This window comes from Pseudomonas ekonensis, from assembly GCF_019145435.1.
GTDB lineage: Bacteria > Pseudomonadota > Gammaproteobacteria > Pseudomonadales > Pseudomonadaceae > Aquipseudomonas > Aquipseudomonas ekonensis.
Window position 1 is genome coordinate 420,783 of sequence record NZ_JAHSTS010000001.1, and the last position, 15,441, is coordinate 436,223.

A 15,441-nucleotide genomic window follows, 5' to 3' on the forward strand; every position below is an offset into this window, starting at 1 on the left:
CAACCGCCTTCAATCCCTCTTCGTTTACGGCTAGTCTGCGGACATCTGCCACGCCGCCAACAGCCATTCGAACAAGAGCCGGCCATGACTGATCTGTCCCCGCTACCGGGTCCTGCAAGCGTTGCCGTCGCGGCACTGGACGGCCGTTTCTTCCGTCCGCCGCTGCCTGACGGCCATGTGTTGCGCCCGCGCCTGTGCGAGCGCCTGCGCGCCGGCCTCGGCGGACGGCTGTTGCTGGTCAGCGCCCCGGCCGGTTTCGGCAAAAGTTCGCTGGCGGTGGAGTTCTGCCAGAGCCTGCCGGCGCACTGGCAGAGCCTGTGGCTGGGCCTGAGCCCGCGGGACAGCGATCCGGGGCGTTTCCTCGAACGCCTGCTCGAAGGCCTGCAGGACTTCTTTGAGCAGTTGGGCAGCCGGGCGTTGGGGCTGCTGAAAATGCGCCAGCGCCATCAGCCGTTCGCCTTCGAAGAGTGGCTGGACGGCCTGCTCGACGAACTGGCGCTGCAGCTCGATCCTTCGGCGCCGCTGCTGCTGGTGCTCGACGATTACCACCTTGCCCAGGGGCCGGTGCTCGACCGTTGCCTGCAATTTTTCCTCAACCATTTGCCCGACGGCCTGCTGGTCATGGTCACCAGCCGCCAACGGCCGGACTGGCATCTGGCGCGCCTGCGCCTGTCGCGGCAACTGCTGGAACTCAACGAACAGGACCTGCGCCTGACCCGCGACGAGGCGCTGGCCTTGCTCGACCGCCACAGCAGCGCCTTGCGCGGCGAGGCGGTGGAGAACCTGATCCAGCGCAGCGAAGGGTGGGTCGCCGGCTTGCGTTTCTGGCTGCTGGCGGCGGCCGGGGCCGGCACCGAAGCGGCGCTGCCGCAGGCCTTGAACGGCGGGGAAGGGCTGATCCGCGACTACCTGCTGGAGGAGGTGATCGACTGCCTGCCGGCGGACGTGCAGGCCTTCCTCTTCGACACCGCGCCGCAGGAGCGCTTCTGCAGCGAACTGTGCGATGCCGTGCGCGAGGCCCACGACAGCGCCGAGATCCTGCGTTACCTGCTGGCGCATCAGGTGTTCCTGGTGCCGCTGGACGAGCACGGCCACTGGTACCGTTACCACCACCTGTTTTCCGACCTGTTGCGCAGCCGGCCTGCGGCCCATGCCATGGTGCCGCCGGCCACCTTGCACTTGCGCGCCTGCCGCTGGTTCAACGCCCAGGGCCTGCTGGACGAGGCGGTGGAGCAGGCCCTGCGCGCCGGGCACCTGGACGTGGCGGCGAACCTGGTGCAGAACCTGTCCGAGGAGCAACTGCTGGCCGAACAGAACGTCGGCATGCTGCTGCGCTGGAAGATGGACTTGCCCGACAGCCTGCTGATCAGCACGCCGCGGTTGATCGTGCTGTACAGCTGGGCCCTGGGCCTGGCCTGCCAGCTCGATGCCGCCGAGGAGCTGGCCAGCCACCTCAGCCGCTTCCTGCCGGCACCGTCGGCCACCGCCCAGAAATCGATGCTGGCGCAATGGCTGGCGTTGAGCGGGATCATCGCCCGGGGCCGCGGCCGGCGCGAGCTGACCCGGCAATACTGCAGCGAAGCGTTGGAGAGCCTTCCGGAAAAACGCTACGGGCAACGGCTGATGTGCCTCTCGACCCTGTCCAACCTGGCGATCGCCGACGGCGACCTCTGGCATGCCCGGCGCCTGAACCGCGAGTCCCTGGAGCTGGCGCAGCGGGTCGGCAATCCGTTGTTCGAGGCCCTGACCCACTATGACCGGGCGCGGGTGCTGCAGGCCCGGGGGGAAATCCTGCGGGCGCTCGAAGAGGTGCACCAGGGACTTGAGCGCCTGCGCGGGCTGTCGACGCAGCGCCTGTACGCCGTGCGGGCCCGGCTGACGCTGTACGAAGGTTTTCTCTTGGCCATGCGCCTGCAACCCCGGGCTGCGCGGGCACGGCTTCAGGCCGGCCTGAGCGAGGCGCGGGCCTGCCGCGACATCAGCGTGCTGATCGGCCACTGCGTGATCGCCCGGCTGGAGGGCAGCGCCGGCGAATTCGCCAAGGCCTTCGCCGAGCTGGCCGAAGCCGAGCGGCTGATGCACATCTGGGACGTTCCGCCGATCTACTACCTGGCGATGATCACCCTGGTCAAATGCGAACTGTGGCTGGCGCAGGGGCGCACCGACCTGGCCGAGGCCTGGCTGGCGCGGCTGGGGCAGACCTACACGGGCGAACGCGCCGCGGCGCCGCCGGAGTTCCATCCGCAGCTGCCGTTGCATGTCGAATTGCAGCAGGCCTTGCTGGATGTGATTCAAGGGCAGCCGATGCTCGCCGAAGGCCGGCTGAACGTGTTGCTGGAAAACGGTCAGCAAACCGGGCGGCAGTTGCTCAGTGTGATGGCGTTGACGCAGAAGGTCGCCCTGCTGCTGGGCGGCGGGCGGGAGCCCGAAGCGCGCAAGGCTTTGAGCCAGGCCCTGGATGCGGCCGCCGGCGGCGTGCTGCAGCCGTTCGGGCAACTGTTCGACGAGCATCCGGACTGGTTGCGCAGCCAATTGGCCGCAAGCCCGGTGGGCCGGCAATTGCTGGAGCTGTTCCCCCCGGCCCCCGCGCGTGCGGCGTTGGAGGCTCCGGCGGCTGAACTGTTGAGTTCCCGCGAACTGGCGGTGCTGCGGCTGATCGCCCAGGGCTGCTCGAACCAGGAAATCAGCGAACAACTGTTTATTTCGCTGCACACGGTCAAGACTCATGCCAGCCACATAAACAGCAAGCTGGGTGTGGAGCGGCGCACCCAGGCCGTGGCGCGGGCCAAGGCGTTGGGCGTGCTGGCCTGAGCGACCCGTCGCGGGCCCCCAATGAAAAACGCCCCGAACCGGTCGGGGCGTTTTTCGTTCAGTCACAGCTGCCGGGCGATCAGGACACCAGATCGTTGGCACTGAAGCTGTTGACGCCGACCAGCATGATCTCGAAGTCGGCGCCGGCGTTGCCGCTGACGTTGCCTGAGAGCACGTGATCGACGAAGCGCAGCTGGCCGGCGCCGGTGAAGGCGTTGGCGCCGATGAACGTGAAGCCGTTCATGCCGTTCTGCAGCAGGTTGGCATCGAAGTGGGTCAGGTCGATCTTGTCGCCTTGCAGGCTGCTGAAGTCGGTGATCACGTCGCGGTTGGCGCCGATCCCCATTTCATTGACGGCACGGAACACGAACGTGTCCGCCCCGGCATCGCCGAACAGGGTGTCCGCACCTGCACCGCCGTCCAGCACGTTGTTGCCGGCGTTGCCCCGCAGGACGTTGTTCAGCGAGTTGCCGGTGCCGCTGGTGGCGCTGCCGACCAGGTTGAGGTTCTCGAGGTTGGCGCCCAGGGTGTAGTCGATGTAGGAGTACACCGAATCGACGTCGCTGGCCGAAGGGCCCTGCTCGATGATCACGTCGCCGACGTTGTCGATGACGTAGCTGTCGCTGCCGGCGCCGCCGATCAGGGTGTCCGCGCCGGCGCCGCCGTTGAGGGTGTTGTTGCCGGCGTTGCCGATCAGGGTGTTGTTCAGGGCGTTGCCGTAGACGGTGAAGTCGCCGGCTCCGACGAGGGCGACGTCTTCGACGTTCTGCAGGTTGGCCAGTCCCAGGTCGATGGTGCCCTGGGCGGTCGCGTTGAACGAGATCTCCAGGCGGTCGGTGCCTTCGTTGGCCAGTTCCTGGACAAGGGCGAGTTCGCCGGCCTGGTCGATGCCGTAGGCGTCGTTGCCCTTGCCGCCGATCAGGGTGTCCACGCCGGCGCCGCCGACCAGCTGGTTGTCGCCGTCGTTGCCGATGATGACGTTGTTCAGCTCGTTGCCGATGCCGTAGATGTTGCCGGCGCCGGTCAGGGTGAGGTTTTCCACGTTGGCGCTGAGGGCGTAGTTCACGGAGGCGCGGACGGTGTCGATCTCGCTGGCCAGGGTGCTGGTCTCGCTGACCACGTCGCCGACGTTGTCGACGATGTAGGTGTCGTTGCCCAGGCCGCCGATCATCAGGTCGGCGCCGGCGCCGCCGTCCAGCACGTTGTTGCCGTCGGTGCCCCGGAGGGTGTTGTTCAGCGAGTTGCCGGTGGCGTTGAGGGCGCTGCCGACCAGGTTGAGGTTCTCGAGGTTGGCGCCCAGGGTGTAGTCGATGTAGGAGTACACCGAATCGACGTCGCTGGCCGACGGGCCCTGCTCGATGATCACGTCGCCTACGTTGTCGATGACGTAGCTGTCGCTGCCGGCGCCGCCGATCAGGGTGTCCGCGCCGGCGCCGCCGTTGAGGGTGTTGTTGCCGGCGTTGCCGATCAGGGTGTTGCTCAGGGCGTTGCCGTAGACGGTGAAGTCGCCGGCGCCGAGGAGGGTGACGTCCTCGACGTTCTGCAGGTTGGCCAGGCCCAGGTCGACGGTGCTGCTCTGGGCGGTCGCGCTGTACGAGATTTCCAGGCGGTCGGTGCCTTCGTTGGCCAGTTCCTGGACGAGGGCTAGCTCGCCGGCCTGGTCGAGGCCGTAGGTGTCGTTGCCCTTGCCGCCGATCATGGTGTCCAGGCCGGCGCCGCCGATCAGGCGGTTGTCGTTGTCGTTGCCCCGCAGGACGTTGTTCAGGGCGTTGCCGGTGGCGTTGAGGGCGCCGCCGACCAGGTTGAGGTTCTCCAGGTTGGCGCCCAAGGTGTAGTCGATGTAGGAGTACACCGAATCGACGTCGGTGGCCGACGGGCCCTGCTCGATGATCACGTCGCCGACGTTGTCGATGACGTAGCTGTCGCTGCCGGCGCCGCCGATCAAGGTGTCCGCGCCGGCGCCGCCGTTGAGGGTGTTGTTGCCGCTGTTGCCGGTCAGGGTGTTGTTCAGGGCGTTGCCGAAGACGGAGAAGTCGCCGGCGCCGGCGAGGGTGACGCCCTCGACGTTCTGCAGGTTGGCCAGTCCCAGGTCGATGGCGCTCTGGACGGTCGCGTTGAACTCGATGACCAGCAGATCGGTGCCTTCGTTGGCCAGTTCCTGGACGAGGGCGAGCTCTTCGGTCCGGTCGATGCCGTAGGCGTCGTTGCCCTTGCCGCCGATCAGGGTGTCCACACCCGCGCCGCCGACCAGCTGGTTGTCGCCGTCGTTGCCGATGATGACGTTGTTCAGCTCGTTGCCGATGCCGTAGATGTTGCCGGTGCCGGTCAGGGTGAGGTTTTCGACGTTGGCGCTGAGGGTGTAGTTCACGGAGGCGCGGACGGTGTCGATCTCGCTGGACAGGGTGCTGGTCTCGCTGACCACGTCGCCGACGTTGTCGACGATGTAAATGTCGTTGCCCAGGCCGCCGATCATCAGGTCGGCGCCGGCGCCGCCGTCCAGCACGTTGTTGCCGCCGGTGCCCCTGAGGATGTTGTTCAGCGAGTTGCCGGTGGCGTTGAGGGCGCTGCCGACCAGGTTGAGGTTCTCCAGGTTGGCGCCCAGGGTGTAGTCGATGTAGGAGTACACCGAGTCGACGTCGCTGGCCGAAGGGCCCTGCTCGATGACCACGTCGCCGACGTTGTCGACGACATAGCTGTCGTTGCCGGCGCCGCCTTCCATGATGTCCGCGCCGGCGCCGCCGTTGAGGGTGTTGTCGTCGCTGTTGCCGATCAGGGTGTTGTTCAGGGCGTTGCCGTAGACGGTGAAGACACCCGCCCCGGTCAATGCGACATTCTCGATGTTCTGCAGGCTGCTGCGGTTCAGGTCGACGGTGCTGCCGAAGGTGGCGTTTGCGTTGTACTCGATGACCAGCATATCGGTGCCTTCGTTGGCCAGCTCTTGAACCAGGTCCAGCTCGCGTTCGCGGTCGATGCCGTAGGCGTCGTTGCCCTTGCCGCCGATCAGGGTGTCCACGCCGGCGCCGCCGACCAGTTGGTTGTCGCCGTCGTTGCCGATGATGACGTTGTCCTGGTCGTTGCCGATGCCGTAGATGTTGCCGGTGCCGGTCAGGGTGAGGTTCTCGACGTTGGCGCTGAGGGTGTAGTTCACGGAGGCGCGGACGGTGTCGACTTCGCCGTACAGGCGGCTGGTCTCGATGACCACGTCGCCGACGTTGTCGACGATGTAGGTGTCGTCGCCCAGGCCGCCGATCATGACGTCGGCGCCGGCGCCGCCGTCCAGCACGTTGTTGCCGTCGGTGCCCCTGAGGGTGTTGTTCAGCGAGTTGCCGGTGGCGTTGAGGGCGCTGCCGACCAGGTTGAGGTTCTCGAGGTTGGCGCCCAGGGTGTAGTCGATGTAGGAGTACACCGAATCGACGTCGCTGGCCGACGGGCCCTGCTCGATGATCACGTCGCCGACGTTGTCGATGACGTAGCTGTCGCTGCCGGCGCCGCCGATCAGGGTGTCCGCGCCGGCGCCGCCGTTGAGGGTGTTGTTGCCGGCGTTGCCGATCAGGGTGTTGCTCAGGGCGTTGCCGTAGACGGTGAAGTCGCCGGCGCCGAGAAGGGTGACGTCCTCGACGTTCTGCAGGTTGGCCAGGCCCAGGTCGACGGTGCTGCTCTGGGCGGTCGCGCTGTACGAGATCTCCAGGCGGTCGGTGCCTTCGTTGGCCAGTTCCTGGACGAGGGCGAGCTCGCCGGCCTGGTCGAGGCCGTAGGTGTCGTTGCCCTTGCCGCCGATCATGATGTCCAGGCCGGCGCCGCCGATCAGGCGGTTGTCGTTGTCGTTGCCCCGCAGGACGTTGTTCAGGGCGTTGCCGGTGGCGTTGAGGGCGCCGCCGACCAGGTTGAGGTTCTCGAGGTTGGCGCCCAGGGTGTAGTCGATGTAGGAGTACACCGAGTCGACGTCGGTGGCCGACGGGCCCTGCTCGATGATCACGTCGCCGACGTTGTCGATGACGTAGCTGTCGCTGCCGGCGCCGCCGATCAGGGTGTCCGCGCCGGCGCCGCCGTTGAGGGTGTTGTTGCCAGCGTTGCCGATCAGGGTGTTGTTCTGGGCGTTGCCGAAGAGGGAGAAGTCGCCGGCGCCGATGATGGCGACGTCTTCGAAGTTCTGCAGGTTGCTCTGGTTCAGGTCGATGGTGCTCTGGGCGGTCGCGTTGAACGAGATCTCCAGGCGGTCGGTGCCTTCGTTGGCCAGTTCCTGGACAAGGGCGAGCTCGCCGACCTGGTCGATGCCGTAGGCGTCGTTGCCCTTGCCGCCGATCAGGGTGTCCAGGCCCGCGCCGCCGACCAGTTGGTTGTCGCCGTCGTTGCCGATGATGACGTTGTTCAGCTCGTTGCCGATGCCGTAGATGTTGCCGGCGCCGGTCATGGTGAGGTTTTCCACGTTGGCGCTGAGGGCATAGCTTACGGATGCGCGGACGGTGTCGATCTCGCTGGCCAGGGTGCTGGTCTCGCTGACCACGTCGCCGACGTTGTCGACGATGTAGGTGTCGTTGCCCAGGCCGCCGATCATCAGGTCGGCGCCGGCGCCGCCGTCCAGCACGTTGTTGCCGTCGGTGCCCCGGAGGATGTTGTTCAGCGAGTTGCCGGTGGCGTTGAGGGCGCTGCCGACCAGGTTGAGGTTCTCGAGGTTGGCGCCCAAGGTGTAGTCGATGAAGGAGTACACCGAGTCGACGTCGGTGGCCGACGGGCCCTGCTCGATGACCACGTCGCCGACGTTGTCGACGACGTAGCTGTCGTTGCCGGCGCCGCCTTCCATGATGTCCGCGCCGGCGCCGCCGTCGAGGGTGTTGTCCAGGGCATTGCCGGTCAGGGTGTCGTTAAACGCCGAGCCTGTGGCGTTTTCGATCTTCGCGCCGAAGGCAATGGCCAGCCCTTGGTTGAAGGTGTTGCCCGCCTGATCGGTGAAAGCCTTGCCGATCTTGCTGTACTGGCCTTCGTTGAGGTTGATGCTGACGGCCGCCAATTGGTTGCTGGCATCGATCGTGTCGATGCCGCCGGCGTCCCAGATGGTCTCGAACACGGACTGCGTCGGTGCCCAGGAGTAGACGTTGTTGCCGGTCGCCCATTGGGTGTTGGCGCCGTACAGGCTCTGGATCGCCAGAATGTCGAGCACCATGGGGGTGGTCGGCAGATAGGAATAGTTGTTGTTGTAGCTCATGATCGTGAAGCCCGCGTCATCGAGCTGCGGATCAAGCGTGATGCTGTTGTACACCGACGGGGCGAACGAATGCTTGAGCCCGATCGCATGGCCGATCTCATGGACGAACGTCATGAAATCGTAGGTGCCTTTGACCGGCGACGGTTCATTGGTGTTCGGGCCGATCCAGACGTCGCCGGCGTTGGGGGTTTCGTACGGCGTGTAGGCCCATGCGGCGGATCCGGCGTCCAGCAGCGTGTAGCCGCCGAAGCGCAGGTCGCCCACGCTTGTCGACGATTCGCCCGTCAATTGGAACGTGATGTTGGCCACGGCGGACCAGGCGCCCAGCGCTGCGGTCACCGCCGTCTTTTGCGCGTCGGTCAGCGCATAGGCGGCCTTGGGCTCGTTGTCGGGGCTGTAGTTGGGGGCGAAGACGGAAGTGCCCGGCACAATGAAGCTGTACGTCAGACTGGTTACGGCCGTTGGCGACCACCACTTGGTGCTTTCCCATTTGTAGCCGGAAATGAGACTGTCGACGGGTTTGACGCCAGTCAGCGAGGCGAACGTAGCATCGGTGTAACCAGTAGGGCGGGGCATGCGAATTTCCTGAGTAGGCTGCGGCCCTTCCTGGAAATGTGGCCGCTACAAGGTGCGATTTTGCATTAGAAACCGGGTGACTGGCATCAATTGGCCACTATTTTTTTATTCATGGCGCCAAAAATCTGACCGGAGGTTCTCTATCGGCCGGTGGCGTAGAATCCTGAGCGCCATTGCCGACCGTGCGTCGCGCCCGGCAGGCCCACGAACACACAGGACTTCCCATGACCGCCATCAAGCCCGAACTCATCCGCGAAACCTTTCCTGTCGGTCCGCTGCAATGCAATTGCACGATCATCGGCGACCCGGTCACGAAGAAGGCCATCGTCGTCGATCCGGGCGGCAATCCCGACCTGATCATGGCGCGCCTCGACGCCCTGGGGCTGAAGGTGGTCAGCATCATCCACACCCATGCGCACCTCGATCACTTCCTGGCGTCCGGCCAGATGAAGGAGAAGACCGGCGCCACCCTGCACCTGCACAAGGACGACCAGTTCCTGTGGGACAACCTGGAGATGCAATGCCAGATGTTCGGCGTGCCGTACACCCCGGTGCCGTCGCCGGACCGCTGGCTCCAGGATGACGAAGAGTTGGCCTGCGGCTGCGGCGTCGCGCTGCACACGCCGGGGCATACGCCAGGTTCCATGAGCTTCTGGTTTTCCGAGGCTAAGCTGTTGATTGCCGGCGACACGCTGTTCCGTCGCGGAGTGGGACGCACGGACTTGTGGGGCGGCGATCAGGCGACCATCGTGCGATCGATCAAGCAGCGGCTGTACACCCTGGACGAAGACGCCACCGTGGTGGCGGGACATGGCCCGGACACCCGGCTGGGCGACGAGATGCGTGAAAACCCGTTCGTGCGCGCCTAAACATTTTGTCATGAGTGCACGGCGGAATTTTTGCCCATTGCCATGATCCAACGCCCGCACGGGTCTTTTGCCAATGGCCGCTGCACAACAGAATGCAAATGTAGGAGCACTCCATGTTCACCACCCGTCGTTTGATCATTGTCGCCACCGCCGTGGCCGTTTTGTCCGGCTGCGCCTCGCCCAACCCGTACGACAACCAGGGCCAGGCCGACGGCGGCTCCCAGGGCATGAGCAAGACCGCCAAGTACGGCGGCCTCGGCGCCCTGGCCGGTGCGATCGCCGGTGCGGCGATCGACCACAACAACCGCGGCAAGGGTGCCCTGATCGGCGCCGCCGTGGTCGGCGCCTCGGCGGCCGGTTATGGCTACTACGCCGACCAGCAAGAGAAGAAACTGCGCGCCAGCATGGCCAACACCGGCGTCGAGGTGCAGCGCCAGGGCGATCAGATCAAGCTGATCATGCCGGGCAACATCACCTTCGCCACCGATTCGGCGAACATCGCCTCCAGCTTCTATCAGCCGCTGAACAACCTGGCCAGCTCCCTCAAAGAGTTCAACCAGAACCAGATCGAGATCGTCGGCTACACCGACAGCACCGGCAGCCGCCAGCACAACATGGACCTGTCCCAGCGTCGTGCGCAGAGCGTGGCGACCTACCTGACGTCGCAAGGCGTCAGCGGCGCCAACCTGTCGGCCCGGGGCGCCGGCCCGGACAACCCGATCGCCAGCAACGGCGACGTCAACGGCCGGGCGCAGAACCGCCGGGTCGAGGTCAACCTCAAGGCGATCCCGGGCCAGCAGTACGGCGGTCAGCAGCAGCCGGGCACGGTCCAGCAGTATCCGTGACCTGATGGCTGGATGAACACATGCCCGATCCTGGTGATCGGGCATTTTTTTGTGTGGCCATGACCGGCACCGAAGACTCCAGACACAAAAAAGCCCCCGGACATTCACATGTCCGGGGGCTTTTTTCGCTTGGCGCGAGGGCCGCTTACTTCTTCAGGCCGTAATGCTCGTCGAGCATGCCCGGCGAGTTCGGCGCCTTCGGCGCGTAGTCCCGCGGCGGCTCCTGGTCCCGTGGCGGGGTCAGGCGTTCCCGTGGCGCCTGGCTCGCCTCGGCGTGCAGCGAAGCCAGCAGGCGTTGGCGGGTCTGTTCGTCCAGGGCCAGGCGGTTGGCGCCTTCGGCCAGGTGATCCTGCACTTCCTGGTAGCTTTGGGTCAGCTTCTTGACCAGGTTCGCGGTGCTGTTGAAGTGGGTCACCACTTCGTTCTGATAACTGTCGAAACGTTCCTGGATGTCATCCAGCTGACGCTGCGTGCGGCTCGGCGCGGCGTTCGGCGCAACGCGAGCGATCAGGAAACCGATGGCTACACCCACAACCAGGGCAAGAGTCGGCAACAACCAAACTAAGAGCGAGTGTTCCACGAGTCCTTCCTCTATAAACGGCTTTGCTTTACGTTAACGGCTCGAACCTGCGCTGTATACCGCGATTCACTCGCAATAGATCGGCACAGACAATTTGCTAGACGAGTCGACCCGATCCGAGGTCACGGAGTTCCTTCCTTGCTGATGCGTGAAACCCCTGTAGCGATTGCCGGCCCTGTCGGCCAACTCGAGGCCCTGTACCTGGACAACGAACAGCCGCGCGGCATCGCGCTGATCTGCCACCCGAACCCGGTGCAGGGCGGCACGATGCTCAACAAGGTCGTCTCGACCCTGCAGCGCACCGCGCGCGACGCCGGCCTGATCACCCTGCGCTTCAACTACCGTGGCGTCGGCGCCAGCGAAGGCAGCCACGATATGGGCAGCGGTGAGGTCGACGACGCCTGGGCCGCTGCCGCCTGGCTGCGGGACAAGCACCCGCAGTTGCCGCTGACGCTGTTCGGCTTTTCCTTCGGCGGGTTCGTGGCGGCCAGCCTCGGCGGGCGCCTTGAGGCCCGGGGCGTAACGCTCAAGCACCTGTTCATGGTCGCGCCGGCGGTGATGCGCCTGGGCGAGCAGGATCTGCTGCCGCAACAGGGCGAACTGAGCGTGATCCAGCCGGAAACCGACGAAGTGATCGATCCGCAACTGGTTTACGAATGGTCCGGCAAACTCCAGCGCCCCCATGAGCTGCTGAAAGTGGCAGAATGCGGACACTTTTTTCATGGCAAGCTGACCGATCTCAAGGATCTGATCCTGCCGCGTCTCTCGAATTGATTGCAGTCTGACAAGCGATTACCCATGACGAACCGTACCCGCATCCTCACCGGCATCACCACCACCGGCACGCCGCACCTGGGCAACTATGCCGGCGCCATCCGCCCGGCGATCGTCGCCAGCCGTGACACGAACGCCGATTCGTTCTACTTCCTGGCCGACTATCACGCCCTGATCAAGTGCGACGACCCGCTGCGCATCCAGCGCTCGCGCCTGGAGATCGCCGCGACCTGGCTGGCCGGCGGCCTGGATGTGGACCGCGTGACGTTCTATCGCCAGTCCGACATCCCGGAAATCCCCGAGCTGACCTGGCTGCTGACCTGCGTCGCCGCCAAGGGCCTGCTCAACCGCGCCCACGCCTACAAGGCCTCGGTGGACAAGAACGTCGAAGCCGGCGAAGACCCGGACGCCGGCGTCACCATGGGGCTGTACAGCTATCCGGTGCTGATGGCCGCCGACATCCTGATGTTCAACGCGCACAAGGTGCCGGTCGGCCGCGACCAGATCCAGCACGTCGAGATGGCCCGCGACATCGGCCAGCGCTTCAACCACCTGTTCGGCCAGGGCAAGGAGTTCTTCACCCTGCCCGAGGCGCAGATCGAGGAAAGCGTCGCCACGCTTCCGGGCCTCGACGGGCGCAAGATGTCCAAGAGCTACGACAACACCATTCCGCTGTTCTCCAGCGCCAAGGACATGAAGGACGCGATCTCGCGGATCGTCACCGACTCCCGGGCGCCGGGCGAGGCGAAGGATCCGGACAACTCGCACCTGTTCACCCTGTTCCAGGCGTTCGCCACCCCGGCGCAGGTCGACGAGTTCCGCAGCGACCTGCTGCAGGGGCTGGGCTGGGGCGAGGCGAAGAGCCGTCTGTTCCAGTTGCTCGACGGCCAGTTGGGCGAGTCCCGCGAGCGCTATCACCAGTTGATCGAGCGTCCGGCGGACCTGGAGGACATCCTGCAGCACGGCGCGAAAAAGGCCCGTGCGGTGGCCACGCCGTTCCTCAACGAACTGCGCGAGGCCGTCGGCCTGCGTTCGTTCGTCAATCAGGCGCAAGCGGCCGCGACCACCAAGAAGAAGGCCGCGAAAGCCGCGCGGTTCGTCAGTTTCCGCGAGGACGACGGCAGCTTCCGCTTCCGCCTGTTGGCGGCGGACGGTGAGCAACTGCTGTTGTCGCGCAACTTCGCCGACGGCAAGGCGGCGGGCCAGGTGACCAAGCAACTGCAATCGGGCCAGGCGCTGGATGTGCGCAGCGAAGGCCTGGCGTTCAGCGTGTGGCTGGAAGGCGAGTGCGTCGGCGACAGCCCGGCGTTCGCCGACACCGCTGCGCGGGATGCGGCGGTCGAAGCGCTGCGGATCGCGCTGACGCCGGTTCAGGAATAAACGACGGCTCGGCCCGACCGAGGGCCGATTGCCATTCCCCGGGGCCGTCGCTACAGTGTCGGCCCGTTTTTGTTGCCTTGCTAACGAATTATGACGCCCCTAGAACGATATCAAGCTGATCTGAAACGCCCGGACTTTTTCCATGATGCCGCCCAGGAAACCGCCGTGCGTCATTTGCAGCGGCTGTACGACGATCTGATTGCCGCCGAGCAGAACAAGCCGGGCCTGCTGGGCAAACTGTTCGGCAAGAAGGATCAGGCGCCGGTCAAGGGGCTGTACTTCTGGGGCGGCGTGGGCCGCGGCAAGACCTACCTGGTGGACACCTTCTTCGAGGCGCTGCCGTTCAAGGAAAAGACGCGGACTCACTTCCACCGCTTCATGAAGCGCGTGCACGAAGAGATGAAGACCCTGGGCGGCGAGAAGAACCCGCTGACCATCATCGCCAAGCGCTTCGCCGCCGAATCGCGGGTGATCTGCTTCGATGAGTTCTTCGTTTCCGACATCACCGATGCCATGATCCTCGGCACCCTGATGGAAGAGCTGTTCAAGAACGGCGTGTCCCTGGTCGCCACCTCGAACATCGTGCCGGACGGCCTGTACAAGGACGGCCTGCAGCGCGCGCGCTTCCTGCCGGCCATCGCGCTGATCAAGCAGAACACCGAGATCGTCAACGTCGACAGCGGCGTCGACTACCGCCTGCGTCACCTCGAACAGGCGGAGCTGTTCCACTACCCGCTGGACGAGGCCGCCCACGAAAGCCTGCGCAAGAGCTTCCGTGCGCTGACCCCGGAATGCACCGCCGCCGTGGAAAACGATGTGCTGATCATCGAAAACCGCGAAATCCGTGCGCTGCGCACCTGCGACGACGTGGCCTGGTTCGACTTCCGCGAACTGTGCGACGGCCCGCGCAGCCAGAACGACTACATCGAGCTGGGCAAGATCTTCCATGCCGTGCTGCTCAGCGGCGTGGAGCAGATGAGCGTCACCACTGACGACATCGCCCGTCGCTTCATCAACATGGTCGACGAGTTCTACGACCGCAACGTCAAGCTGATCATCTCCGCCGAGGTGGAGCTGAAGGATCTGTACACCGGCGGGCGCCTGACGTTCGAGTTCCAGCGTACGCTGAGCCGTCTGCTGGAGATGCAGTCGCACGAATTCCTCGCGCGGGCGCACAAGCCGTAACGCGATCCGGAACATGAAAAGGGCCTGCAGTTGCAGGCCCTTTTTTGTATTCGAAGTCACCGTGAACGCTGTGGGAGCGGGCTTGCCCGCGAAGGCGTCGTGTCAGCCGAGGGTCTCTCGCTGACACTCCCTCTTCGCGGGCAAGCCCGCTCCCGCACATGTTGTGCTGACCTGCGAGGTCAGGCCGCCTGCTGGAACTGCTGCCGGTACTGGTTCGGCGACAGCTCGGTGTGCTGGCGGAACAGCCTTGCGAAGAAGCTCGCGTCGTCGTAGCCGACTTCGTAGCTGATGGTCTTGATGCTCTTGCGGCTACCGGACAGCAGCCCCTTGGCGGTTTCGATGCGCAGCCGTTGCAGGTAATGCAGGGGCTTGTCGCCGGTGGCGGTCTGGAAGCGGCGCATGAAGTTGCGGATGCTCATGCCGTGCTCGCGGGCCACGTCCTCGAAGCGGAACTTGTCGGCGAAATGCTCTTCGAGCCAGTGCTGGATCTGCAGGATGATCACGTCCTGGTGCAGCTTCTGGCCGCCGAAGCCGATGCGCCCCGGCGAGTAGCTGCGCTGCACTTCGTAGAGGATGTCCCGGGCCACGGCCTGGGCGACGTTGGCGCCGCAGAAGCGCTCGATCAGGTAGATGTAGAGGTCGCAGGCCGAGGTGGTGCCGCCGGCGCAGTAGAGGTTGTCGGCGTCGGTCAGGTGCTTGTCCTGGTTGAGGTAGACCTGCGGGAACCGCTCGGCGAACGCGTTGAAGAAACGCCAGTAGGTGGTCGCTTCCTTGCCGTTGAGCAGGCCGGCCTCCGCCAGCCAGAACACCCCGGTCGCCTCGCCGCAGAGCACGGCGCCGCGGGCGTGCTGCTCGCGCAGCCACGGCAGCACCTGCGGGTAGCGTTTGCACAGGGTCTCGAAGTCGTCCCAGAACGCCGGGAGGATGATGACGTCGGTGTTCTCCAGGCCGCCGTCCACCGGCATGACCACGTCGCTGAAGCTGTTCACCGGTTTGCCGTCGGGGCTGACCAGGCGGGTTTCGAACGCCGGGGTCAGGCCGTGGCCCAGTTGTTTGCCGTAGCGCAGGCTGGCCAGATGGAAGAAATCCTTGGCTTGCATGAGGGTGGAGGCGAATACCCGGTCGATCGCCAGGATGCTGACGCGCCGCAAGGGCGTGGAGACTTGCTTAGACATAATTCAACTTTTGTTTTTATAAGGGAAAGTGGTCATCAGACGG

General features: G+C 65.2%; 9 protein-coding genes. 6 read left to right on the forward strand and 3 right to left on the reverse strand.

Annotated elements, in window-relative coordinates; genetic code table 11:
* Positions 1-84: 84 nt before the first annotated feature.
* Positions 85-2,811: a winged helix-turn-helix domain-containing protein gene (locus KVG96_RS02085; protein ID WP_217890640.1), complete on the forward strand. Its 2,727-nt coding sequence runs from the start codon at positions 85-87 to the stop codon at positions 2,809-2,811.
* Positions 2,812-2,890: 79 nt separating this feature from the next.
* On the opposite strand, the gene KVG96_RS02090 is transcribed toward KVG96_RS02085, so the two are convergent.
* Entirely contained in the window at positions 2,891-8,590 is a 5,700-nt protein-coding gene (locus tag KVG96_RS02090; RefSeq protein ID WP_217890641.1) for a M10 family metallopeptidase C-terminal domain-containing protein, read from the reverse strand.
* A 224-nt stretch (positions 8,591-8,814) separates the two neighbouring features.
* On the opposite strand from KVG96_RS02090, the gene KVG96_RS02095 reads away from it, so the two are divergent.
* Complete coding sequence (locus tag KVG96_RS02095; RefSeq protein ID WP_217890642.1) at positions 8,815-9,459, forward strand: MBL fold metallo-hydrolase; 645 nt, start codon at positions 8,815-8,817, stop codon at positions 9,457-9,459.
* Positions 9,460-9,572: 113 nt separating this feature from the next.
* Positions 9,573-10,304 carry a YiaD family glycine zipper/OmpA-like lipoprotein gene (locus KVG96_RS02100; RefSeq protein ID WP_217890643.1) on the forward strand — a complete coding sequence of 244 codons (732 nt, stop codon included), beginning with the start codon at positions 9,573-9,575 and terminating at the stop codon, positions 10,302-10,304.
* Between the two features lie 145 nt (positions 10,305-10,449).
* Here KVG96_RS02100 and KVG96_RS02105 read toward each other — a convergent pair whose 3' ends face one another.
* On the reverse strand, positions 10,450-10,884 hold the full coding sequence (locus KVG96_RS02105) for a Z-ring associated ZapG family protein (protein ID WP_085584803.1): 435 nt from the start codon (positions 10,882-10,884) through the stop codon (positions 10,450-10,452).
* Between the two features lie 144 nt (positions 10,885-11,028).
* On the opposite strand from KVG96_RS02105, the gene KVG96_RS02110 reads away from it, so the two are divergent.
* The 3 genes from KVG96_RS02110 to zapE all read left to right on the forward strand — a co-directional run bounded on the left by KVG96_RS02110 (position 11,029) and on the right by zapE (position 14,223).
* The gene (locus tag KVG96_RS02110) at positions 11,029-11,658 is read left to right on the forward strand and encodes an alpha/beta hydrolase (RefSeq protein ID WP_217892423.1); all 630 of its coding nucleotides are present in this window, start codon (positions 11,029-11,031) and stop codon (positions 11,656-11,658) included.
* 24 nt (positions 11,659-11,682) lie between these two features.
* Positions 11,683-13,038, forward strand: a complete 1,356-nt coding sequence (locus KVG96_RS02115) for a tryptophan--tRNA ligase (RefSeq protein ID WP_217890644.1) — start codon at positions 11,683-11,685, stop codon at positions 13,036-13,038.
* A 90-nt stretch (positions 13,039-13,128) separates the two neighbouring features.
* On the forward strand, positions 13,129-14,223 hold the full coding sequence (zapE, locus tag KVG96_RS02120; RefSeq protein WP_085584808.1) for a cell division protein ZapE: 1,095 nt from the start codon (positions 13,129-13,131) through the stop codon (positions 14,221-14,223).
* A gap of 179 nt (positions 14,224-14,402) precedes the next feature.
* Here zapE and KVG96_RS02125 read toward each other — a convergent pair whose 3' ends face one another.
* On the reverse strand, positions 14,403-15,299 hold the full coding sequence (locus tag KVG96_RS02125) for a GlxA family transcriptional regulator (protein WP_217892424.1): 897 nt from the start codon (positions 15,297-15,299) through the stop codon (positions 14,403-14,405).
* Positions 15,300-15,441: the final 142 nt, after the last annotated feature.

Bases quoted from the DNA above. Each gene is read 5' to 3' on its own strand.
- KVG96_RS02085 (WP_217890640.1), top strand. From the start codon at position 85: ATGACTGATCTGTCCCCGCTACCGGGTCCTGCAAGCGTTGCCGTCGCG.
- KVG96_RS02090 (WP_217890641.1), bottom strand. From the start codon at position 8,590: ATGCCCCGCCCTACTGGTTACACCGATGCTACGTTCGCCTCGCTGACT.
- KVG96_RS02095 (WP_217890642.1), top strand. From the start codon at position 8,815: ATGACCGCCATCAAGCCCGAACTCATCCGCGAAACCTTTCCTGTCGGT.
- KVG96_RS02100 (WP_217890643.1), top strand. From the start codon at position 9,573: ATGTTCACCACCCGTCGTTTGATCATTGTCGCCACCGCCGTGGCCGTT.
- KVG96_RS02110 (WP_217892423.1), top strand. From the start codon at position 11,029: ATGCGTGAAACCCCTGTAGCGATTGCCGGCCCTGTCGGCCAACTCGAG.
- KVG96_RS02115 (WP_217890644.1), top strand. From the start codon at position 11,683: ATGACGAACCGTACCCGCATCCTCACCGGCATCACCACCACCGGCACG.
- zapE (WP_085584808.1), top strand. From the start codon at position 13,129: ATGACGCCCCTAGAACGATATCAAGCTGATCTGAAACGCCCGGACTTT.